26 protein-coding genes and 1 pseudogene are annotated in these 21,485 nt (G+C 72.2%); 6 read left to right on the top strand and 21 right to left on the bottom strand.

Going from position 1 to position 21,485, the window contains the following annotated elements; all coding sequences use genetic code 11:
• Positions 1 to 80: 80 nt before the first annotated feature.
• The 3 genes from ACIA77_RS32655 to ACIA77_RS32645 all read right to left on the bottom strand — a co-directional run bounded on the left by ACIA77_RS32655 (position 81) and on the right by ACIA77_RS32645 (position 1,712).
• Positions 81 to 866, bottom strand: coding sequence for an alpha/beta fold hydrolase (locus ACIA77_RS32655; RefSeq protein WP_395889875.1), 786 nt, complete (start codon positions 864 to 866; stop codon positions 81 to 83).
• Positions 867 to 933: 67 nt separating this feature from the next.
• On the bottom strand, positions 934 to 1,395 hold the full coding sequence (locus ACIA77_RS32650; RefSeq protein WP_395889874.1) for a DUF6328 family protein: 462 nt from the start codon (positions 1,393 to 1,395) through the stop codon (positions 934 to 936).
• Positions 1,396 to 1,526: 131 nt separating this feature from the next.
• Complete coding sequence (locus tag ACIA77_RS32645; RefSeq protein WP_395889873.1) at positions 1,527 to 1,712, bottom strand: hypothetical protein; 186 nt, start codon at positions 1,710 to 1,712, stop codon at positions 1,527 to 1,529.
• Positions 1,713 to 2,275: 563 nt separating this feature from the next.
• Here ACIA77_RS32645 and ACIA77_RS32640 point away from each other — a divergent pair.
• Both ACIA77_RS32640 and ACIA77_RS32635 read left to right on the top strand, forming a co-directional pair.
• Positions 2,276 to 2,545 (top strand): annotated as a pseudogene (locus ACIA77_RS32640) (STAS domain-containing protein); the annotation flags it as partial.
• Positions 2,546 to 3,619 (top strand): ANTAR domain-containing protein, encoded by a 1,074-nt coding sequence (locus ACIA77_RS32635; RefSeq protein WP_395889872.1) that lies wholly within the window; start codon positions 2,546 to 2,548, stop codon positions 3,617 to 3,619.
• 444 nt (positions 3,620 to 4,063) lie between these two features.
• Here the strand turns inward: ACIA77_RS32635 and ACIA77_RS32630 are convergent, their stop codons facing one another.
• The 12 genes from ACIA77_RS32630 to ACIA77_RS32575 form a co-directional block, all read right to left on the bottom strand.
• On the bottom strand, positions 4,064 to 4,342 hold the full coding sequence (locus ACIA77_RS32630) for a GlsB/YeaQ/YmgE family stress response membrane protein (protein ID WP_395889871.1): 279 nt from the start codon (positions 4,340 to 4,342) through the stop codon (positions 4,064 to 4,066).
• Between the two features lie 57 nt (positions 4,343 to 4,399).
• Positions 4,400 to 4,687: a gas vesicle protein K gene (locus ACIA77_RS32625; RefSeq protein ID WP_395889870.1), complete on the bottom strand. Its 288-nt coding sequence runs from the start codon at positions 4,685 to 4,687 to the stop codon at positions 4,400 to 4,402.
• Complete coding sequence (locus tag ACIA77_RS32620; protein WP_395889869.1) at positions 4,680 to 4,865, bottom strand: gas vesicle protein; 186 nt, start codon at positions 4,863 to 4,865, stop codon at positions 4,680 to 4,682. Before ACIA77_RS32620 ends, ACIA77_RS32625 begins: the two co-directional genes overlap by 8 nt.
• Positions 4,862 to 5,632, bottom strand: coding sequence for a GvpL/GvpF family gas vesicle protein (locus ACIA77_RS32615; protein WP_395889868.1), 771 nt, complete (start codon positions 5,630 to 5,632; stop codon positions 4,862 to 4,864). Before ACIA77_RS32615 ends, ACIA77_RS32620 begins: the two co-directional genes overlap by 4 nt.
• A complete protein-coding gene (locus tag ACIA77_RS32610; protein ID WP_395889867.1) occupies positions 5,619 to 6,017 on the bottom strand; it encodes a gas vesicle protein in 399 nt (132 codons plus the stop codon). Before ACIA77_RS32610 ends, ACIA77_RS32615 begins: the two co-directional genes overlap by 14 nt.
• A gap of 1 nt (position 6,018) precedes the next feature.
• Positions 6,019 to 6,345, bottom strand: coding sequence for a gas vesicle protein GvpO (gene gvpO / locus ACIA77_RS32605; protein ID WP_395889866.1), 327 nt, complete (start codon positions 6,343 to 6,345; stop codon positions 6,019 to 6,021).
• A 6-nt stretch (positions 6,346 to 6,351) separates the two neighbouring features.
• Positions 6,352 to 6,606: a gas vesicle protein GvpG gene (locus ACIA77_RS32600; RefSeq protein WP_395889865.1), complete on the bottom strand. Its 255-nt coding sequence runs from the start codon at positions 6,604 to 6,606 to the stop codon at positions 6,352 to 6,354.
• Between the two features lie 4 nt (positions 6,607 to 6,610).
• A complete protein-coding gene (locus ACIA77_RS32595) occupies positions 6,611 to 7,378 on the bottom strand; it encodes a GvpL/GvpF family gas vesicle protein (protein WP_395889864.1) in 768 nt (255 codons plus the stop codon).
• A gap of 4 nt (positions 7,379 to 7,382) precedes the next feature.
• Positions 7,383 to 7,781: a gas vesicle protein GvpJ gene (gene gvpJ / locus ACIA77_RS32590; RefSeq protein ID WP_395889863.1), complete on the bottom strand. Its 399-nt coding sequence runs from the start codon at positions 7,779 to 7,781 to the stop codon at positions 7,383 to 7,385.
• Positions 7,778 to 8,923 (bottom strand): SRPBCC family protein, encoded by a 1,146-nt coding sequence (locus tag ACIA77_RS32585; RefSeq protein ID WP_395889862.1) that lies wholly within the window; start codon positions 8,921 to 8,923, stop codon positions 7,778 to 7,780. Before ACIA77_RS32585 ends, gvpJ begins: the two co-directional genes overlap by 4 nt.
• Complete coding sequence (locus tag ACIA77_RS32580) at positions 8,920 to 9,546, bottom strand: hypothetical protein (protein ID WP_395889861.1); 627 nt, start codon at positions 9,544 to 9,546, stop codon at positions 8,920 to 8,922. The genes ACIA77_RS32585 and ACIA77_RS32580 overlap by 4 nt, the downstream gene beginning before the upstream one ends.
• 281 nt (positions 9,547 to 9,827) lie before the next feature.
• Positions 9,828 to 10,541 (bottom strand): hypothetical protein, encoded by a 714-nt coding sequence (locus ACIA77_RS32575; RefSeq protein ID WP_395889860.1) that lies wholly within the window; start codon positions 10,539 to 10,541, stop codon positions 9,828 to 9,830.
• A gap of 779 nt (positions 10,542 to 11,320) precedes the next feature.
• On the opposite strand from ACIA77_RS32575, the gene ACIA77_RS32570 reads away from it, so the two are divergent.
• Both ACIA77_RS32570 and ACIA77_RS32565 read left to right on the top strand, forming a co-directional pair.
• Positions 11,321 to 12,133, top strand: coding sequence for an enoyl-CoA hydratase/isomerase family protein (locus ACIA77_RS32570; RefSeq protein WP_395889859.1), 813 nt, complete (start codon positions 11,321 to 11,323; stop codon positions 12,131 to 12,133).
• Positions 12,126 to 13,259: a CoA transferase gene (locus ACIA77_RS32565; RefSeq protein WP_395889858.1), complete on the top strand. Its 1,134-nt coding sequence runs from the start codon at positions 12,126 to 12,128 to the stop codon at positions 13,257 to 13,259. Before ACIA77_RS32570 ends, ACIA77_RS32565 begins: the two co-directional genes overlap by 8 nt.
• A gap of 4 nt (positions 13,260 to 13,263) precedes the next feature.
• Here the strand turns inward: ACIA77_RS32565 and ACIA77_RS32560 are convergent, their stop codons facing one another.
• A complete protein-coding gene (locus tag ACIA77_RS32560) occupies positions 13,264 to 14,193 on the bottom strand; it encodes an EamA family transporter (protein WP_395889856.1) in 930 nt (309 codons plus the stop codon).
• 107 nt (positions 14,194 to 14,300) lie between these two features.
• Here ACIA77_RS32560 and ACIA77_RS32555 point away from each other — a divergent pair, with 107 nt between their 5' ends.
• Both ACIA77_RS32555 and ACIA77_RS32550 read left to right on the top strand, forming a co-directional pair.
• Positions 14,301 to 14,429 carry a hypothetical protein gene (locus ACIA77_RS32555; protein ID WP_395889855.1) on the top strand — a complete coding sequence of 43 codons (129 nt, stop codon included), beginning with the start codon at positions 14,301 to 14,303 and terminating at the stop codon, positions 14,427 to 14,429.
• 581 nt (positions 14,430 to 15,010) lie between these two features.
• A complete protein-coding gene (locus ACIA77_RS32550) occupies positions 15,011 to 15,427 on the top strand; it encodes a hypothetical protein (RefSeq protein ID WP_395889854.1) in 417 nt (138 codons plus the stop codon).
• Between the two features lie 252 nt (positions 15,428 to 15,679).
• Here the strand turns inward: ACIA77_RS32550 and ACIA77_RS32545 are convergent, their stop codons facing one another.
• From ACIA77_RS32545 to ACIA77_RS32525, 5 genes are all read right to left on the bottom strand, one after another.
• Entirely contained in the window at positions 15,680 to 16,576 is an 897-nt protein-coding gene (locus tag ACIA77_RS32545; RefSeq protein WP_395889853.1) for an MBL fold metallo-hydrolase, read from the bottom strand.
• A 51-nt stretch (positions 16,577 to 16,627) separates the two neighbouring features.
• Positions 16,628 to 17,074, bottom strand: a complete 447-nt coding sequence (locus tag ACIA77_RS32540) for a hypothetical protein (protein ID WP_395889852.1) — start codon at positions 17,072 to 17,074, stop codon at positions 16,628 to 16,630.
• A 109-nt stretch (positions 17,075 to 17,183) separates the two neighbouring features.
• Complete coding sequence (locus ACIA77_RS32535) at positions 17,184 to 18,935, bottom strand: ATP-dependent acyl-CoA ligase (RefSeq protein WP_395889851.1); 1,752 nt, start codon at positions 18,933 to 18,935, stop codon at positions 17,184 to 17,186.
• A complete protein-coding gene (locus ACIA77_RS32530; RefSeq protein ID WP_395889850.1) occupies positions 18,932 to 20,062 on the bottom strand; it encodes a thiolase family protein in 1,131 nt (376 codons plus the stop codon). The genes ACIA77_RS32535 and ACIA77_RS32530 overlap by 4 nt, the downstream gene beginning before the upstream one ends.
• Positions 20,059 to 21,393, bottom strand: coding sequence for an MFS transporter (locus ACIA77_RS32525; RefSeq protein WP_395889849.1), 1,335 nt, complete (start codon positions 21,391 to 21,393; stop codon positions 20,059 to 20,061). Before ACIA77_RS32525 ends, ACIA77_RS32530 begins: the two co-directional genes overlap by 4 nt.
• Positions 21,394 to 21,485: the final 92 nt, after the last annotated feature.

The following is a 21,485-nucleotide window of genomic DNA, read 5'->3' as shown; positions in this document are numbered from 1 at the left end:
CCTCCCGGCACACAAGCGCCCACAGTAGCCGCCGGAACCCGCGGGGAGGTCCGGGTTGAAAATCCTCCCACCGGTGGCGTTCAACCCTGGCTGACGAGCCACCGGGTCAGCCGTGCCGCCAGGACATCCGGTTCGTGCACCGGGATGCTGTGGTGGGTCGCGTTGTCGAGGAGGTCCGCGGTGATCGTGGGCTGGTGCGTGGCGCGCTCGGCGACGCGGCGCGGGTCGTGGGCTTTGCTGTGGGCGGCGATGAGCACGAGGGTCGGGACGGTGAGCCCCAGGAGGTTCGGGCGGCGGGGGAAGACGATGTGCGGGGGCGGCAGGTCGGCGACGGCGCGGACGAGCCGCAGCCAGTCGGGGTCGAGGGGGCGGCCGGCGGTTTCCCAGCGGAGGAAGCTTTCCTGGCGCGGGCCCGACGGGCGGAGCACCAGCGGGACGGCGCGGAGGCGGTACCGCGGGCTCAGGCCGGTGAAGCAGTCCGTCGGATCGAGCAGCGCCAGCCGGGACACGACGGCCGGGTGACGCAGGGCGTAGTTGAGCGCGATCCACGCGCCGTAGGAGTGCGCGCACAGCGTGATCCGGTCGAGCTCCAGGCCGACGAGGACGGCGTCCACCCAGGACATCAGGTCGTCGAGGTTCCGCGGGTGGGTGGGCAGATCCACCGCGTACACCCGCCCCGGCAGGCGGCCGGCGACGCCGAACCACGAGGCCGCCGTGGCGCCGCCGCCGGGGAGGAGCACGATGGGATCGCCGTCGCCGCACCCGATCACGCGGGTCTCGCCCAGCGGAGTCGGTACGCCGCTGACCGAGGCCGGCGCCGACCACTTCGCGACGACCGCTTCGAACGCGTCCGCGAGCTCCCCCATGCGGCCACCCTACGCGTTCATCGCCTGCACCACGCGCTGATCCGGGCGCTTGATCTCCCCACCGGCGTCAGCCGCGCCACCGCACCAGCCGCGGCACCACCGCCCACAGGATCGCGAACAGCACCAGCACCGCCCCGGCCACGATCGCCATGCCCACCGAGCCGTACACGACCTTCGCGATCAACGCGACCGTCGTCGTGATCGCGAGCGCCAGGCACACCAGGCCGGCCACCACCACGCGGTTGCCCATCGCGACGATGTCCTCCCGCGCACCGGCGCGGAACAGCACCCGGTGCCGCACCGCGGGCGCGGCCAGCAACGCGGTCGCGGACACCGCCAGCAGGACGGCGCTGAGGTGCAACGCCTTCTCGAACCCGCTCGCGGCGCGGAACTGCGCGGTGAACACCACCGTCAGCAGGAACCCGAACAGGATCTGCACCCCGGCCTGGGCCACGCGCAGCTCCTGCAGGAGCTCGTTCACGTTCCGGCCGAGTTGCTCGGTGCGGGTCTCGCCGGTCCTGGACTCCACGCGGACCAGTGTAGGCAGGCAGGGGATCCGCGGCAGCGCGGCGAATCCGCTACCACAAGTCCACAGTGGACCTATCGCCCAGCTGGCACGCCGGACTCCGTGCACCCACCACTGCGCCGCAGGGGCAGTCTTCACGCTTGCGACTGGTGCGTCGGCCGCAGGCGCGTGATTCCCCGCTGCCATGACCGAAAGTCGGTGTCGGCGCGAACCAGCGGCGGCGACGCACCGGCCGCGTGCTCCGCGAGCGTCGCCTCGGTGGTGTGCCACGGCCGCCAGCCCGGGTCCACCTCGGCGCGGGTGGTGTCCAGGAGCGCCACCCGATCGGAAAGTCACAGCCACCCCGGCAGGGCTGGAGCCCGGCCGTCCACGCGACGTGCGCGGCGAACGGCCCGAGCGGTCTCCCGATCGTGCCAACGCAGTCCGCCGGACAACCGGTCGAGAGCGCCGCCGTCGAGCACGTCCGGTGCCGCCAGGGTGGACGGGCCGGTGGCACGCTGTTCGAGGATCAGCCTCAAGGCCCAGGCCACGTCGTCGAACGCGCGCGCCGGCGCTTCGCCGGAACCGGGTTCACCGAGGTCCGGCTGCAGCCACGAGGCGGCGGCGTACGGCTCGGCCGCCAGGTCGGGGATCCGCCGCCGATCTCCCCGTCCTCGGGCAGCTGCCGCAGCAGCGCGGCGCCGATGTTCCCGCTCGCGCCGGTGATCACGATTCGCCCGCCCTCCGGCTACCCGGGGAAACCGCCGGGAAACCGTTTGACCGCACCGCACTCCGGGTAGTTCACGGTTTTTCACCCCCACAGCGAACGGCGCGCGATCGCGTCACGAACGAAACTCCACCCGACGGGGAGAGATGACCCCATGGCACCCCATCGGCGGGCCGGCTGATCCGGTTCCGCGACACCCCGCACGAGGACCGGGAACTCCGGCTGCCGGTCGTCACGGCGACCGGCGACCTCTGCGGCGCCGCGATCGCCGCGGTCGAGGCCGAGCTGCGCGAGGTGTGCCGGCCCGGCGGTGAGGTGATCGTCGACCTCACGCCGGTCACGATCCTCAGCGGCGCCGCGGCCCGGATGTTGTTGCGCGCGGGTGACGAATTCGCTCGCGAAGGCAGCCGCCTGCGTGTCGTCGCGGCCCGCGGGATCGTGCGCCGGGTGTTGCGCATCGCGCGGGTCGACGACGTCCTCGACGTCCACGAAACCGTCGCTGCCGCACGGACCTTCGCCCGCGTGGCGCGCGAGGACGACCCCTGCCTCGTGGACCTGCAGGCCAAGCTCGCCACCCGCCCCGTGATCGCGCAGGCGCTCGGCATGCTCGTCGAACGCTACCGGCTGGCCGACACCGACGTCGCCCACGCCGTGCTGCGCACCGCCTCGCAGAAGAGCAACGTCCGGATGGCCGACTTGGCCCGGGCGCTGCTCGACCTGCCCCGGCCCGGGACCGCGCGGCCCTGGCTCACCGGCACCCTGCGCCCCGGCCAGCCGCCCGTCGTCTTCCCCCTGCGCCACCAGGGTCTCCCCGCGCCCCGGCGCGTGCTCGACGACGCGCTGCTCGCGAGCATTCTCGTCGCCGAAGCCGACGCGGGAGCCGCGCAGACCCTCCTCCGCACCAGGCTGCGGCTGGTCGCCCACCACGGTCTGCCCCAGGAGTTCCTCACCCACCTCTCGCACGGGGACGGCCCGGAAACCACCTGCGCCTCCGCCGCCCGGCAGCTGCACCGCGTCGTCGTCCCGGACGTCGGCGACAGCCCGGCCCTCAACCACACCCCCACCCAGGAAGCCTTGCTGGCGTCCGGAATCCACGCGGTGCAGAGCACGCCGGTCCGCGCCCCGGAGGACGGGCGGTGCCTCGCCGTGCTCTCGACCCACCACCACTTCAGCGGTCACACCCCGACGGCGCAGGAGACCGCGGCCCTGGACCGGGTCGCGGACGACACCGCCCGCTGGCTGGAGTGGCGCGAGCGCGACGCGCTGCTCGGCGCCGCCGAGCGGGTCCTACGCGCTGGCCTGCGCGCACCGAGGCCGGCCCGGCCCGGCGGCTTGAGTGGCGGGGATCCGGTCGGCTGCGGCGGTCGCTGCCCCGGCAGATCGGCGCACGCGGTCCCGGTGGCGGAGCGCTCCTCGCCGGTCGTGGCACTGCGGGACGTGCACCACCTCACCACAACTTCGCGACACAGCGCCAAGAACCGGAGGTTTGACCCGGTTCTGCACGGAGCCGCCGCGGCGTGACGGCCTTGCCCGAAGCACTCTCGTTGTGGGTGGACACCGCACCGGCTCCGGGCCGTGCAGCGACACCATTGCCCGCGGCGGCCGACGTCGTCGTGCTCGGCACGGCGATCGTCGGCCCGCTCATCGACGACGCCACCGTGCTGCGCCGCGGCCTCGCACAGTGGGCAGGTCCACGATCGCGCGTTACCGCCGGCGCCGTGGGGATCAACCGGAGCCGCGGCGGGTACCCGCCCGCTATGGACGAACAGCGGGAGCACCCCGAACCCCGATCCCACACAGGAGAGGCACGGCGATGGCGAACCACCCGAAGGGATCGATGACGCCGAGGACACGGGTCAGCAGGTCATCGGCGAGTTGCGCGAACGCCGGCGCGACTGAGCCGGCGCCGGACGGGCGCCAGCCCGGTCCAGAAGGGGCTGGACCGGGCTGGGCTCTGGGCAGGGGTCAGCGCCACACCTTGCGCCTCTTCCCGTAGGCGGCAGCGGTGAGCGAGACCCCGAGCGCGGCCAGCACGACCTGCGTCAGCAGTTCGAGCCAGTCGAATCCCGAGGTGTCGGCGTAGCCGGCGCCGCGCGCGATGGCGGTGCCCGCGAACGCCGCGATGATGCCGATGACGATCGTCAGCCAGATCGGGATCTTCTGCTTGCCCGGGGCCACGAAACGCCCGAGCACGCCGATGACCAATCCGACGACGATTGCGCTGATGAGTCCGGTGACAGCCATCGCTGAGTTCCTTTCGAAGCGATGCCCACGAATACCCGCAAATGCCCCGGCGAAACCCTATTCCTCGGAAAGAAGCGGACCCAGCGGGCCCAGATCAAGATTCAGCTCCCGCCGGTCCAGGCCGAAATGTTCACACAATTCGTCCATGCGAAGATCGAGGTACATCAGCGTCTGGCCGATCTCCTCGACCTTGTCGTCGCCGAGGTCGCCGTGGTCGACGCGGCGCAGGGCCTGGCGTTCCATGAGCTGGCGCAGCAGCTCGACCACCGTCAGCACCAGGCTCACGAGGCTGCGCTCGGCCGTCTCCGGGTCGGCGTTGATCCGGTTCTCCCGTTCGTCACCCATCGCGCGGCTGCAATGCGGAGATGGATGTGAGCAGGGTGCGCAGGGAAATCCGGACGAGATCGACGTCGGCGATCGACAACGTGATTTCCCCGCTCACCACGACACCACCCGCCAATACGCGGTCGAGCAGGTCGATCAAAGCGACGTTGCGTTCCCCGGCACGCGCCGGCAAAGTCATGGTCCCTCCAGCGAAGAAAAGGAATACGGCGGCCACGGACCGGTCAGGCGCACCGACAGTGCGGCGCTTTCCCGGCCGCACGAATCCACCGCCTCGGCGAATCGGCCGGCCTGCCCGGCGTCGACGAGGTACGCGCCGTTGAGCACCATCGGCCCGGCCTCCCCTGCGAGCTCGCGGCTCTGCGGCGGGTGCGTGCAGGCGTCGGCCGCCAGCTCGGCCAGCGCGGTGTGGAGGCGCCGCACCTCCTCGGCCGCGCGCTGCTCTCGTTTTTCCCGCGCGGCCAACGCGTTTCGCCGCCGGGCCAGGTACGCGGCACCCGCGCCCTTGCCCGGCGATGCGGCGGCGGCCGGCTCCGGTTCGGTGTCCAGGAACGCCTTCACGCCCCATTCGACCCGGCCCGATACGTGCCGCAGCGTCCGCTCGAAGTCCGCGGCTCGCTGCTCGAGGACCGCGCGCACCGATGCGTCGTCGTGGTAAACGGTGGCGAGCCGGATCGGGACCACCGGCGCGCGGTCCACCAGGTTCGCGATCACCGTGTCGTGCGCGCGGGCCACTGCGGCGAGCCAGTCGAGGTCTTCGAGGTTGCGGTGCAAGGCTTCCTCGCCGAACGAGGTCAGCGGCACGTCGCCGACGACCGCGGCCAGCCCGCCCGCTTCGACGACCCGCGGCGGCTCCCCCGCCACGCCCGGCGGCGCGTCCGGCTCGGCGAGCCCGGCCGGACGCGTCACGGCGTACAGCCAGACACCGGTCGCATCATTCCCGGTCATCGTCGCCCCCACCGTCCTCGATGGACTCGATGGACTCGACGGACTCGCCGGCCTCGATGGCCTCCGGTGCGCGCCCCGACTCCAGTTCGGCGATGCGCGCGCGCAGCCGCCGGTTCTCGTTCTGCAGCTGCCCGTTGTCGCCGGTCAGCCACGGGTCGCTCTCCCACCAATTGATGCCGACCTCGCGCGCCGTCTCCAGCGACGCGATCACGAGCCGCAGCTTGATGGTCAGCAGCTCGATGTCGAGCAGGTTGACCCGGATGTCGCCGGCGATGACGAGTCCCTTGTCCAGGACGCGTTCGAGGATGTCACCGAGGTTCGCGGGCTGGCCGCCCGCGGCGCCCAGCCCACCCTGGGACCTGGTGACCGGTTGCCCCGAAACCATGTCAGCTCCCCTCGTTGCCGGTACCCGCCTTGCCGCGCGCGTACCGGTTCGTCCGGCGGAACGCGAGGAGGTCACCCTCGCCGTCCAGCTCGATCTCGTACAGCCCCAGCAGATCGGCCGAAGACGGGATGCGGTGTTCTTCGATCACCTCCACCTCCACGATCCAGCCGTCCTCGACCGGCTCGACGGACGTGACGCCCACCGGCTCGCTCGTGATCAGCTCGTCCAGCTGCCGCACCGCCGCGGCCGCCGCCGTCGAGGCGACCACTGCGTCCCTCGCACGAGGGCGGGTCGACGACGTGCGGCTCTCGCCCTTCGACGTGGCCATCGGCCGTCACCTCCTCTTCTCGTCGGACGGCCCGGGCCGGGCCCGGGTCAGTCGATCCAGCACCCGTTGCTGCCGCTCGGCTTCTTCCCCGGCGGAGATCTCGCCGGCCGCCCGCGCCCGTTCCACGGCTTCCAGCTCGCGCCGCACGGACGCGGGGTCGTGCATCTCCTCGTCGACCCGGCGCCGGATCAGCTCGCCCAGGGCGAGCACTCCGCGCAGCGGCGCGAGCGGCAGGCCGGCGATCCCCGAAAGCAGACCCATCGCCTTACTCCGGCGTCCGGGTGACGACGAAGTCGTACGCCGCCAAGGGTCCGAGCAGGCGGACTTCGACGCGGCCTTCCCACTCCTTCGCAAGCTCGTCCAGCGCGGCTTCCAGGTCCTCCTGCCGCGCGGTTTCGGCCAGGACAGCCAGGTGCACGGCTTCCTCCTCGTGGGTCGGCTGCCGCGGGGCCATCCCTTCGGCCACGTCGGCGAGCGCGTCGGCCACGCGCTGGGTGTCGGCCGCGCGGTTCGCCTCGATCGCCTGGGTGATCTGCTCGCCCAGCGCCATCCGCTCGTTGCGGGTGGCGTCCTCGGGCTTGCCCCGGATCGCCTCGGCCAGTTGCTGCAGCTGCTCGCTGCCGGACAGGACCTCCCGCAGGATGGCCTGCTCGTCGTAGCGCGCCCTCACGATGAACTCCGCCTTGCCCTCGAGCTGGTCGAGCGCGGCGGTGAAGTCGTCGCGGTTCGCGTCGAGGAGCTCCTCGACGACCGCCTGCTCGTCCGTGACCACGGCGCCGAAGCGCAGGGGCAGCACGGGCAGTTCGGCGGCGGCCGCGTCCAGCAGACCGGCGTGCGCGGTGAGGTCCTCGGGCCGGCCCAGTGGCGCGTCCTCGGGGATTTCGCTCACCAGCGCCGCGATCGGTCCGCTCCGCACGGTCGTGACGGCCGCGGGCGGGTCGCCCACGCCCTGCACGTCGTCGTCGAGCTCGACGTCGGAGGGCACGATGCCGTAGACGTAGACGGCGGTGCCGGTCTTCGTGTCGGTACTCATCGCGTCACCGCCCCTTTCGTCCCCGGCCCGCGGGTTCGCCTTCTTCCTCGTCCTCGCCGAGGATGTCGCGCAGCTTGTCGCCGGCCGCCTCGATCGCGCCCTTGGTCTTCGCCTTGGCGCCACCGGAGGTCACGTCCTCGAGCAGGTCGGGCAACCCCTTCTGCTCGGTGTCGGAGATGTCCAGCCGGTTCACGGCCTCGGCGAACCGCAGGTAGGTGTCCACACTGGCCACGACGACCCGCGCGTCGATGGTGAGCAGCTCGATGCCCACCAGGGACACCCGCACGTACGCGTCGATCACGAGACCCTTGTCGAGGATCGTGTCGATCACGTCGGCGAGGCTGCTCGAGCTCGGCCGGTCGAATCCCCCGCCCCCTCCGGACGGCTGTACGGCTGTCGTCATCGGTTCCCTCCACGACTTCTGCCGGCCCCCGCGCGGGCGCGCCGGCGGCGAGGCTGCTCGTCTTCGGCGTCCTCATCGGCTTCGTCGGTGTCTTCGGACTCGTCGGTGTCTTCGGTTTCCTCCGGCTCCTCTTCGGACTCTTCGGCGTCCTCGTCGGTCTCGCCGTACTCGTCCTCTTCGGAACCGGCTTCGCGGTCGCCTTCGTCCTGTTCGGACTCGGTGCCGACGCCTTCTTCGCGGTCGCTGTCCTCGTCCTGCTGCTCGACGACCTGGCCGTCGTGGATCTCGCCGTGCCAGCCCTCGACGTCGTCGGGGTTCAGCAGGGCCTCGGTCATCACGTGCCGGCGGAAGTGCTTGAGCTCCAGCCGCACGCGGCGGCCCTGGGCGCGCCAGATGTTGCCGGTGCGCTCGAACAGGCCCTGCGGGTGGTACGCGAGCACGAGCACGACCTTCGTGAGGTCCGGGGTCAGCTCGTGGAAGGTCACCGCGCCGTCGACGTGGCCCTTCTGGGCCTTCGAGCGCCACACGATCCGCTCGTAGGGCACCTGTTCGAGGATGGTGGCCTCCCAGCTGCGGTGCGACCAGAAGACCTGCGCCTTCCACTCGGTCGTCTCGTCGCTGACCTGCTCGACGTTCTTGACCTTCTTCATGAACGACGGGAACTCGGTGAACCGGGTCCACTGGTCGTACACGAGGTCGATGGGCGCGCCGATGTCGATCTCCTCGACGATGTTGGTGAGCTTGATCTTGTCGCCCCGGCCACCGCCGCCCCCGCCGGTGAACGCGTCCTTGACCTTCTGCGCGATCCCGGACAGCCCGCCCTTGACCGCGCCCACCATCGCTTTGCCCTTGACGCTGGGCTTGCCGCCGGTGGCGGCTTCCAGCAGGCTCCCGCCACCGCCTTCGGCGAAGTCGGTCAGGCGCCCGGCCGTGGACGAGATCCGCTTGGTCAGCGAAGTCGTCGCGCGGTTCATCGCCGCCTGGCCCAGCCCCTTCAGCGCATCGGTCAGCACGCTGGTGTCGCCGGTCGCTTTCGACACCGCGCCGGTAGCCGCACCGGTAGCCGCGCCGGTCGCTTTGCCGGCCGTGTCCGTCACTTTGTCCGTGGTCTTCTTCAGGGTCTTCGTGACCACTGGGTTCACCTCCTCGCCCGCCGCACGGGCGAGCGGCGGGTGGCTGTGCGGGTGCTGCCCGAGCCTTCGTCGTCGTCCTCGGACGACGCGGACCTCCGGCTCGCCGAACGCCGGCGTGGCGGACGCTCGCCGCTCTCGTCGTCGTCCTCACCCGACCGGCGGCTCGACCCACGCCGTCGCGACTTCGCGGAACCGGTTTCTTCCGGCTCCTCCTCGTCCACGACCTCGGCTTCGTCCTCGACTTCGCCGGTCTCTTCGTCCTCGCCGGCTTCGTCGTCCGTCTTCGCGCCGGTGACCTTCCCGGCGGCCTTCCCCCCGGACTTCGCGGCCTGCTTGAGCCCGCCACCGTCCTGGAGACGTTCGCTCAGGGACTCGATCCGCCCGCTCGCCGCCGTCACCGCCGCGGACTTGGCCGCGGTGAGCAGCTGATCCCGCGCCAGCGACGTCAGCTGCCCGACCTCGGCGGTCGAGCTCAGCTGCTTCAGGCCACTTTGGACGAGCTTCGCCGGTGACACGCCGGTCTTGCCGGTGGCCCCGGCCGCCGCGAGCATCAACGCCAGACGCCCCTTCTTCGTACGCCCCAACAAATATCCCGCCGCGACGCCGAGCGCCATCCGCGTTCCTGCCTTCATAACCGCTCCTCCTGACTGTTGCGGTAGCGAGTTCCACACTCACAACCCGCACGCCGCCCCCGAAAACAAGGCGAACAGGAATGTGGCTGCGTCACTCATTTCAGCTACCCGCTGTCCCGACCCCGAAAACACGCGATCAAGAAAACGTCCGCGACGGTGCCGCGAAGATCAGTTCACGGCTTCACTGAGCCAAGATGTGCTTGATCACGGTCCCGGGCGAGCGCAGAACCTTCGACGTCGATCCTCTCGTCACCAAGGCCATTTTCCTGAGGATGAACGTGCTATTTCACCGACGAGTAGGTGGCCTTTTTCCTGGCGGCCCGAAAAGAACTCTCGACCGAGCGGAGCACGGCAACCGGCCATTCGGCCCAGCGGCGGGCGCGGTGGATCCCGGCGGCACTGCGGTGCGTCGACGTTGGACGCGCGGCCCGCAATGGGTAAGCCCCGGACACGGTGACGCGACAAGACCCGGCCCTCGCCGAGATCTCGAAGCCGCGCGAGCCCGCCGCACGAGCGTCCGTGGCCGACACCGTGCGCGTGGTGGCGCGGTGGTGCTGCCGAGGCTCGCGACCGGCGTGATCAAGCGCCGGCCATAGGTGATGGGGATCGCGCAGGAGCTGCGAGCCGACCGGCCGGCCGTCGACGAACTGCGCCGGCCGCGGCGCCGCGACGGCCGAGCTGACCGACCTGCTCGCACAACTGCGCCTGGATGCCAACTGGGCGTGCGGGCACAGCCCCAGCGCCGCGAGACGCGGCAGCGGTTCCTCGATCGCGTCCGCGAGCAGGTGGCGCTGCCACGGCCGGGTAGCCTCGCCGCCAGCCCGGCGGCCCGACCGGACAGCGGTGACACCGACCCGGTGGGACAGCTGCCCCGCCGGCTGTTCGCCTCCGACGCGGCCGGGATCGTCGTCTTCCGGGTCCAGGCGCTGCTTGCGACGCATCCGGACCGCCTCGCCGAAGTCCACGCCGAGCCGGCGGGCCGCGACCTCACCCAATCGCACTAGCTTCCCCGCGGCCGTGCTCGAATCCGTGCGGCTCTGGCCCACCAAAGCCGCACCGCCACCGCGTGGGGCCCGGAAAAGACGGCGTTCTTCAGCTACCCGCTGTTCTTCCACCGGGACCCCGACCAGCTGCCCTCCGCGAACACGTTCGACCCCGCCTCGTGGCTCGACGGACGCACCGCGGCCGACCCCCGCGCTCGTGTCGTTCAGCGGCGGCCCCGGCCGTGATCCGGGCTACGGTTCGAGGTCACCGCGCGGTGACCGGATCACCGTCAGGGCGTCCAGATCCACCTCCACCCTGTAAACGTCGCGGGCCTCCTCCGCAGTCGACCGCTCGTCGCGCAGCACCAGTTCGGCCGGGCGGTCCGCGGGCGAACTGTGGCCGCCACCGGCACCGGCACGCCGTCGAGCCGCGCTTCGGCCGGCTGGGCGGCGAGCCCGCCCGCCGGCCCGAACGGCCGGTGGCTCTGCTGGTGGCACCCGGTCAGGTTGCGCACCGCGAAAGCCGACGAGTGCGACACGACCACCGACCGGGTAGCGAGCTCAAGCAGGCTTCCACGAGCTGTTCCGCAAAGAGCTCGGCGTGCCCGGATCCGCGCGCTGGGGGCCCACCCGGGTGGCGGAACACCTTCGTCCGCTGCGCCCTCTCACCCAGGACTCGCTAGCCTCACGGCGAGGATGGGCACCGGCCCGGTCCGCACGGCGAGAGGGCGTGACGTCACCTCGCCTCGAAGGTCCGCGCCCGCCCGCCGCCTGACCACGGAGGGAGCCGCATGAGCCGATACGGACGTTTCGCGCAGCTGAGGGTCGACGGGCCGGACGAGGACGGTGTCGTCGAACTGGTGCTGGACGCGCCGAACCTCAACGCCGTGAGCGACGAGGCGCACGGGGAGCTCGCGGACATCTGGCGTGAGTTCGACCGCGACCCCGAGGTGAACGCGGTCCTGCTGCGCGGCGAGGGCAAGGGGTTCTCGGCCGGTGGCTCGTTCGACCTGGTCGAGAAGCTGACCACCGATTTCGAAGCCCGCTCGCGCACCATGCGGGAGGCGCGTGACCTCGTGTACAACGTGATCGACTGCTCGAAGCCGATCGTCTCGGCGATCCACGGCCCGGCGGTCGGCGCCGGACTCGTCGCGGGGGTGTTGGCCGACGTGTCCGTGGTGACCAGGACGGCGAAGATCGTCGACGGTCACACGCGGCTCGGCGTCGCGGCCGGGGACCACGCGGCGATCTGCTGGCCGTTGTTGTGCGGCATGGCGAAGGCGAAGTACTACCTGCTCACGTGCCGCCCGCTCACCGGCGAGGAGGCCGAGCGGATCGGCCTGGTGTCGCTGTGCGTCGACGACGACGCGGACCTGCTGCCGACGGCGCGGGAGATCGCCCACGAGCTCGCCAACGGCGCCCCGAACGCGATCCGCTTCACCAAGCAGAGCCTCAACATGTGGTACCGCCAGCTCGCCGGCGCGATCTTCGACGCGTCGGTGGCGCTGGAGTTCTACGGGTTCGCCGGCCCGGAAGTGCGGGAAGGCCTCGCGTCGCACCGCGAGCGCCGCAAGCCCGACTTCACGGGGAAAGCCGATGCCTGAGCCGCTGCTCGCGGGACTGCGCGTCGTCGAGATCTCCAGCTACGTCGCCACTCCCCTGTGCGGGCTCACGCTCGCTCAGCTGGGGGCCGACGTCGTGCGCGTCGAACCCCTCGGCGGTGCGCCCGATCGCACGCGCTGGCCGCTGTCCGACGAGGGCACGAGCCTGTACTGGACCGGGCTCAACAAGGGCAAACGCGCCATCGCCCTCGACCTCGGGGCGGCCGAAGGCCGGGAGCGAGTGGCCGACCTGATCGTCCACAGTGGACCGTGTGTCGTCGTGACGAACACCGACCGCCATCCGGAACTCACCTACGAAGCCCTCTCGGCGCGGCGCCCCGACGTGATCCACGCGCTGCTGGAAGGCCGCGCCGACGGCGGTGGCGCCGTGGACTACACCGTGCAGGCGGCCACCGGCTTCCCGCTCATCACGGGACCGGCCGCTCTGCCCGCGCCGGTGAACCACGTGCTGCCCGCGTGGGACCTCGCTGCCGGCCTGTACCTCGCGACGGGCCTGCTCGCCGCCGAACGCCGCCGGCTTCAGACGGGCCGGGGCACATCGCTGCGCGTCGCGCTGGAAGACGTCGCCCTCGCCACCGCCGGCAACCTCGGTTACCTCGCCGAAGCCCAGGTCACCGACCACGAACGCACCAAATCCGGCAACGACGTCCACGGCACGTACGGCCGCGACTTCACCACCGCCGACGGCGTTCGCGTGGTGATCGTCGTGCTCACCGAGCGGCACTGGGCCAAGCTCCTGACCGCCACGGGCCTGACGGACACGTTCACCGCCCTGTCCGCCTCGCTCGGGATCGACTTCACCGGCGAAGCGGCGCGGTACGAACACCGCGAACTGATCTCGACGCTGCTGGCGCAGTGGTTCGAGCGCACGCCGTTCGCCGAAGCGGCCGAAGCGCTGGAGGGCAACCGGATCCTGTGGCAGCGCTACCGGACCTTCGCCGAACTCCCCGGGTCGGGCGCGCTCGACGGGGAGCTGTTCGCGACCCTCGACCAGCCCGGCGTGGGGCCCCACCGCGCCCCGAAATCCCCGCTGGTGGTCGACGGCACGCGCCTCGACCCGCGCCCGGCGCCGGGAATCGGCGAGCACAACGCGGAGGTGCTCCGCTGACGCGTCATCCCGGTGCGGGCAGCACCCGCGAGCTCGCGACCTGCACCAGTACCGCTCCGGCCAACAGCAGCACCACGCCCGCCAGCTGCACCGGCCCGAGCGCCTGACCGAGCAGCACCCAGGCGAGCACGGCGGCCACCAGCGGTTCCACGAGCGCCAGCACACTCGCCCGCGACGACGACAGGTCACGCAGGGCCCGCAACCCCGCGAGGTACGGCACCGCGGTGGCGAACGCGGCGAGCACCACGACCAGCAGCCACACCGGAATCCGGAGGCCGCCGAGCGCCGCGGTGCTCGTGAGCGGCCCGGCGGACCACGGCGGGCTGACGACGGCCAGCACCACCGCGCCGATCGCGAGCCCGGCCGCCGTCAGCCCGAACGAGTCGTGGCGGCGCGCGCCGTGCTCCCCGAGCAGGAAGTACCCCGCCGAGCAAGCGGCCGACGCGAGCCCGGCCGCGACGCCGACCGGGTCCAGCCGCGCCCCGTGCCAGAACTCCGCGACCAGCGCCAGCCCCAGCAGGGCCAGCGCGAGCCCGGCCCACACCAGCGCGGGCAGCCGCGTGCGCCGCACCACCCGGACCCACAACGCCACCAGCGCCGGCGCCAGGTTCACCAGCACCATCGCCACGCCGACCGGGATCCGCGCCACCGCCACGAAGAAGAACAGCTGCACGCCGGCCACGCCGAGCAAGCCGTAGCCGAACACCAGCGGCAGCTCACGACGCCGGAACCGCAGCGCCCCCGGCCGCAGCACCGCGACCACCGGCAGCAGCAACCCGGCCGCCAGCGCGATCCGCACCGCCGTCACCTCACCCGGCGACCAGCCGGCCGCCATGACGGCCTTCGCCAGCGGACCGGAGCAGCCGAACAGCACCCACGAGGCCAGGCTCAGCCCGGTCCCCCGTGCGGACGCGGTTTTCTCCAGTACGGCCACGCCCGCAGTGTGCCCGCGGCAGCTCGGCGGTCACCAGCGAATTTCCGGTCAGGACGCGTCGGAGCCGGCCTCAGGACCTGCTTTCGCTCGAGGGCAACGATCCGATGATGACGCTCGGGGCTGGCGACAGCGGCTACTCGCAGGCCGGGCGCCGGCACCGGTTCGCCGACCTCGGCGGGGGGGGCGACGCGGAGGTCATCACCGTGCTGTCGCAGGGCAGTCTGCGCGACGGGTAGGCGCTTCCGGCGCTCCGGACCACTGCAAGCGCAGCAACGACGGCCGGGCAACCGCGCCGGATCAACGCTGCGCGTACGTCCCGTGAGGTATTCCCCGCCGCCGAAGTGTCGCTTCCCGGCGGATTCCTGTGCGCTGCCCCGCCCCGACACTGGTCGCGAACGCAGTTCCCGCGGTGAGGGGAAGTCCGGTGTCCGCACAGATCCAGCGAGCCCGCACCGCGCTCGGCCGTGCGCACGGCCGGCATCGGGGTTCCTCGTCGCCACGTGTGGTGCGCTGGTGGTGGCAGCGGTCGCCGACGAGGCCACCGGGTACGGCGGGCCGAGGCCGCTCGTCTACCCCGCGTTCGCGGTGGTGCCGTGGCGGTTCACGCCGCTGGCCGTCACGGCGATGAGTGCGTTCTTCAACCTCGGTGGCGTCGCGTCCCCGGAGTCCGCGCACCGGCTACTCGACCCGGGCCACGTCGGGGACTTCGCGGCCGGCAGGGGCAGCTGGCCGGGTTCGCCGTCGCCGCGGTGTGCGGGGTGGCCGCGGTCGTCACCGCCGGTTCGTCGCGTCCCCATTCCCTGTGAAGGAGTCGGACATGGTCCGCAGTCTCAACCGATTCACCCTGTTCGCGTTCGCCGGCTTGGTCATCGGGATCGTCGGGCTGCTCGTGCAGTGGGCCGCCGACCCGGCGAAGTTCGCCGCGGCGCAAGGATCCTTCGGGCTCGCGTTCCCGCCCGGCATCCTGTTCATCCTCGTGGCCGGCCTGCTCTCGCTGGCCACCGCCCGCTGGTGGTGGCACGCGGTGTTCAGCGTGCTCATCGCGTTCTGGATCGTCGGGGTCGGCGGGATTTCCGGGCAGCTCACCCCGAACCTGGTGTCCGCCGACCTCGGCACTGTCGCGGGCAACGTCGTGATGTCCGCCGGCCTGATCCTGACCTTCGTCACCGGCATCGTCAGCATGGTCACCGGCCGGCGCGCGCGGCGGCCGGAGCGGGTCCGGTCAACGACGTGATCGGTCGCCGGTCGCCGCCCGGTTCGGGAAGCGGCGCCCCGCTGCAGATCTGGCTGATCTAGCGCCGGAACAACCCGTCCGCCCCGGGCAAAGCGAACAGGCACGCCACGAGCATGGCGCCGGCGGCCCGGCCACGGTCACGTTCGCCGGGTCGCCGCGGAGGTTCGCGTTGGCGCGTAAGGGATCCCGGCAACGTCCACACCGTGGGGATCGCGCCGGCCTTCGACCGCCCGCCGGTGGTCCGGACGATCGTCATGCCTCGAACCCCCAGCGCGCCACCGAGAACGCGCTCCCCGACCGGCGCACCTCGACCGCGAGCCCGCCGCCGAGGTGTGCCGGGAACACCAGCGCCGTCGCGTCGGCCGCGCGGTCCAAGAGCCGCCGCCGGGTCGCGCGGGCGCTCGCCGGGTCTTCGCAGAAGCAGCTGTTCAGATCCGGAGCGACGAGCTGGATCGGGTGGTGCAGCACGTCGCCGACGAATAGCCCCAGGTCTCCGCCGGACTCGGCGACGAGCACGGCCGAACCGGGGGTGTGCCCGGGCGCGGGTTCCAGCCGCAGTTCGGCGGTCACCGCGAACGAATCCTCCCAGAGCACCAGGTTCCCGGCCCGCGCTACCGGCGCCACGCTGTCTTCGAACACGCCGTCGTTGCCCGCACCGAGCCGGGTGGGCGAACCGGTGGCCGGGTTCCAGAAGTCGTGGTCCGCGCGGGACACGAGGTACCGCGCGTTCGGGAACGCCGGCACCCACTCGCCACCGTCGAGCACGGTGTTCCAGCCGACGTGGTCGGCGTGCAGGTGCGTGTTGACCACGGTCGTCACGTCGTCCGGGGCGACGCCGGCCGCCCGCAGCCGGGCGAGGAAATCCGTGTCGAGGTGGTCGAACACCGGCATCTCCGGCCGCGCCTTGCCGTTGCCCGCCCCGGTGTCGACGAGCACGGTCTCCCCGCCGCTGCGCAGCACCCAGGTCTGCACCCGCGTCTGCAGGAGACCGGTCCCGGGATCCCAGAAGTCGGGCGCGAGCCAGCTCTCGTGCGCACGCCAGACGGCGCGGTCCAGGTCCGGGAACATCACCTCGGGCGGGCGGCTGGGTGTCGCGAACTCGAACACCGGGGTGACCGTGACGGCACCGAGCCGCAGAGTCTGAGCCATGTCCCCAGCATCCACGCTCACCGCCGTCGCCGCGCTGCGGACCACGTCGCGTCACGCGCGGTCCTTGTCGAGCACCCGCAGCACCAGCCACTGGTCGAACCACGCCGCCGCGGTCGTCACGACCAGCAGCACCAGGCCGATGATCAGGTGCGCGTAACTGTGCAGCGGTGCGACGCTGTCGGTCACCCGCGACAGCACGACCTGCAGGAGCAGGCGCACGACGAACAGCACGGCGACCAGCCCGAGAGCCTGCTTCCGCCGCCACACAGCCTTCAGGTACTGCCGCCGGCGCGACAGCATCGTCGACCACAGGACCACGTGCACCAGCAGCAGGACGAGCGGCAGCAGCGCCACCCACGCGTAGCGGTCGCTGAACTGCGTGGCGATGTCGTTGCTCGCCACCAGCAATCCGGCCAGCGCGAAGTACCACACGGGCAGGCCCTTGACCTCGCCCCGCGGCGGGCGCCGCACCTCGGTGAGAAAGTCCGTCGATGCCATTCCGTTCTCCGTCCCTCGGCTTCCCTCCCAGGTTCGCCGAACGGCGGCACTCGGAAGATCGACCGCGAGGACGAAAAGCGGCGGTCCCCTCATACGCGGGGACGAGACGTCAGCGCCGGAGCCGGTAGCCGGCCGCCTCGCGGTCCCACGTCCCCCCGGTCACCCCGCGCGAGCGCAGCACGGCCTTGCGGACCTTGCCGTTCTCGGTGAGCGGCAGGTCGTCGACGAAGTCCACGTACCGCGGGATCGCGAAGTACGACAGCCGCGGTTCACACCACTGCACCAGCTCCAGCGGCGTGATATCGGCGCGCCGGACGACGGCGCCCATGACCTCGTCCTCCGCGAGCTCCGACGGGACCGCGAAGACCGCTACCGCCGCGACGGCCGGGTGCGCGGCCAGCACCTGCTCGACCTCCATCGACGAGATGTTCTCACCCCGGCGGCGGATGCTGTCCTTCACGCGGTCGACGAACCGCAGCCACCCGGCGCCGTCGCGCACCACCCGGTCGCCGGTGTGGAACCACAGGTCGTGCCAGGCCGCGGCGGTGGCAGCGGGGTTGCCGAAGTAGCCGGTCGCGAACGCGAACGGCAGGCGCGAGCGGCACACCAGCTCCCCCGCTTCGCCGTCGGGGACGTCGAGGCCCGCGGGGTCGACGACGCGCGCCTCGTAGTCCGGCAGCACCACGCCCATCCAGCCCGGCCGCTGGCTGCGAGCGTGCGCGCCGACCATCATGTTCGTCTCCGTCGACGCGTACCCCTCGATCAGCCGCACGCCGAAGCGCTCGCGGAACGGTTCGTGCGACGCCGTCGGGGTCGCCGGCGACAGCGCGATCCGCACCGCGTGGGCACTGTCGCGTTCGGACTCCGGCGCGGCCAGCAGCAGCTGCACCATGGCGCCCAGCAGGTACGTGACCGTCGCCCCGCACGCCTCGGCCTCGGTCCAGTACCGCGATACGGAGAACCGTTCGCCGTAGACGATCCGGGCCCCGGTCACGAGCGCCTGGAAGAACGCGGTGAGGGCGTTGATGTGGAACAGCGGCAGGCAGGTGTAGAGCACGTCGGCGGGTTCGAGCTCCAGGCATTCGGCGACCGTGACTCCGAACCAGAAGAACTGCGCGTGCGGGCAGCACACGCCCTTGGGCAGTCCGGTGGTGCCGGAGGTGTAGAGGATCGCGACGGTGTCGCCCGGCGCGGCGTCGGCCGGGGGCACGGGATCGGCGGGCACCGGGTGGTCCGGACCGTCGAGCACCCAGATCTGCGCCAGCGTCTCGGGCACGTCGATGCCTTCGAGCGCCGTGACCAGGTGCGGTTCGGCCACGAGCACGCTCGCGCCGGAATCGGCCAGCGTGTGCCGCAGCCCGGCGCCGCGCACGGCGGTGTTGAGCGGCACCGCGATCGCGCCCAGCCACGCGCAGCCCAGCACGATCTCCAGCAGTTCCAGGCGGTTCCCGCACAGCAGCGCCACGCGGTCGCCGGCCACCACGCCGCGGCGTTGCAGCATCCCCGCCGCGCGCGCGGCGCGGTCCGCGGTGTCCCGGTACGTCCAGGTCACGGCTCCGCAGACGACCAGCGGCCGGTCGCCGTGCACTTCGGCCTGGCGCGTGAGCAGCCGGGGCACCGTGCAGGTCGCGGGCCACAGCGCCCGCGCCGGCTCGGCCCGGTCGGGCAGCCGGTGACCGGCCGGGACCCACGCCGTCCCCGGACCGGACGGCGCCGCGGTCACCCGGACGTCGTCGCCGGGTGCCTCGGCGCCGTCGAGCCGTCCGACGACGACGTCCCCTGCGCCGGTGCGCAGGGTCGCCACGCGCACCCCGTTCGCCTCGGTCACCTGCTCGACCCGGGCGGTCACCGCGTCGCTCATCGTTTCCCCTCCAGGATCGTGGCGTTGGCGCAGGCGCCGTAGCGGTGCAGGACCATCCCGTAGCCGGTGACGAGCGCGTGGCGCGCCCGGTCGACCTGCCGCTCGCCGGCGCGGCCGAGCAGGTGCCGCACGGCTTCGACGAGCCCGTGCAGCCCGGCGGCGGCACCGGCCTGGCCCGCGGACAGCTGCCCGCCCGACGGGTTGAGCGGCCAGTGCCCGTCGGCGAGGCGTTCGTGCAGGAAGCGCCGCGGGTCCGGCGCCAGCCCGAGGTCCTGCAGCTGGGCCAGGGCCATCACGGGGTAGTCGTCGTAGACGCAGGCGAGGTCGACGTCGGCGGGGCCGAGCGCCGCGTCGGCCCACAGCCGGTCGGCGACGAGGTGGTGGCCGGTGTGCAGCCCGTCGCCCCGCTGCCCGTCGTGGTTGTGGCTGGCTCCGAAAGCGCGGACCTCGACGCGCGGCCCTTCCGCGCCGGCCCTGACGACCACGGCGTCCGCGCCGGTCACCACCGGCACGCAGTCGTAGCGGCGCAGGGGCGGCGCGACGACGGGGGCGGCCAGGTAGTCGTCCAGCGTGAGCGGTGCGCGGTACACCGCGTGCGGGTTGCGCGCGGCCCAGCGGCGTTGCGACAGCGGCACTTGCGCGTAGTCCTTTTCGGACAGTCCGGTGGCCTGGCCGTGCCGCTGGGTCAGCATCGCGAACAGCGCGTTGGGCCCGGCGATCCCCAGCGGGGTCAGGGTTTCCGCCGTGGCCCGGTTGTAGTTCTCCACCAGGTGCCGGAACGCCGCGCGGTCGAGGTGGTCACCGGCGAGCAGGACGACGGTCGCCGCGTCGCCGGCCTCGACCGCGCGGATCGCGTGCTGCAGGAGGTTGAGCCCGCTCGCGCCGCCGTGCGGATCCTCCATGAGCCAGCGCAGCCGCAGGCCGAGCCGCCACGCGAGATCGATCGCGTGGTCGGGTGCGAGCGTGAACGACGCGACCCCCAGCCCGTCTACGTCCTCGGCGCGCAGGCCGGCTTCGGCCAGCACGCCCCGGAACGCGGCTCGCAGGACCTGCTCGGTCGTCGTGCCCGACGCGGGATGCCGGGTGTACGGGTGCTCGTACGCGGCGACGAGGGCGGCCGCGGTCATCGGGCGAGTTCCGTGGTGCGCTCGGCGTCCGTCCGGCCGATCGCGTCGAGGTCGCGAGCGGCGGTTTCGGGCGCGTACGCGAGCGCAGCGACGGTGAGCAGCCCGAGCAGTCCGAGGTAGGCCGCGATCGGCCACCACGTGCCGAGCCACGCGAGCAGCACGGTCGCGATGAGCGGCGACAGGCCGCCGGCCAGCACCGAGGCGAGCTCGTGCCCGAGCGCGACCCCGCTGTAGCGCACGCCGCTGCCGAACAGTTCGCTGAAAAAGCTCGCCTGCGCCCCGATCATCGCGCCGTGGCACACCGCGTTCGCGACCACGAGCGCGACCCACACGAGCACGGTTTCGCGCGTGTGCAGCAGGGCGAAGAACGGCACCGCCCAGACGATCATCGCGATCGCGCCCGCGAGGTACACCGGCCGCCGCCCGACGCGGTCGGTCAGCGCGCCCCAGAACGGCATCGCGATCGCCTCGAAGAGTTCGCCGAGGACCACGCCGACGAGCGTGACCCACTGCGCGATGCCGAGCTGGTTCGCGTACGTGAGCACGAAAACCAGGAAGATGTAGCTGCCGCCGTTCTCCGCCAGGCGCGCGCCGAACGACACGACCACCGCGCGCGGGTGCTGCCGGATCGCGGCGAGCACGGGGAAGCGTTCGGTTTCGCGGCGCTGCTGCACCTGGCGGAACGACTGCGTTTCGAGCACGTTCAGCCGGATCACCAGGCCGACGCCCAGCAGCACGATCCCGATCAGGAACGGGATCCGCCACCCCCACGACTGGAACGCCGCCGGGCTGGTCGTCCCGCTCAGCAGCGCGAACACGGCCGCGCTGAGCACGAACCCGACGCTGACGCCGCTCTGGCCCAGCGCCGACTGCATGCCGCGTTTGCGCGGGTCGGCGTTCTCGCTGATGAGCAGCACGCCGCCGCCCCACTCACCGCCGACGGCGATGCCCTGGATCACCCGCAGCACCGTCAGCAGGATCGGCGCCCAGAGCCCGATCTGCTGGTAGGTGGGCAGCACGCCGACCAGAGCGGTGGTGAGGCCCATGATCGTGAGCGTGGTGACGAGCATCGCGCGCCGGCCGATCCGGTCGCCGAAGTGGCCGAAGACGAGGCCGCCGATCGGGCGCGCGGCGAAGCCGAGAGCGTAGGTGCCGAAGGCGGCGATCGTGCCGGCGATCGGGTCCACCGCGGGGAAGAACAGCTTGTTGAACACGGTCGCGGCGGCCGTGCCGTAGAGGAAGAAGTCGTACCACTCCAGGGCGTTGCCCACGAGGCCCGCCAGGACGATGCGGCGCATCGACCGGCGCGGTGGGGGAAGAGAGTCCGCCATTGGTCCTCCTCGTCTGCCCGGGACGAGCGCCCGTCCCGCTGGGGAGCGGCCATGGTGCGGCGCCGAGCGCCCGTGGTGAAGACCAACGGTCC

Source organism: Amycolatopsis sp. NPDC051903 (assembly GCF_044452505.1).
GTDB lineage: Bacteria > Actinomycetota > Actinomycetes > Mycobacteriales > Pseudonocardiaceae > Amycolatopsis.
This window is presented reverse-complemented; position numbering and strand designations above follow the sequence as displayed.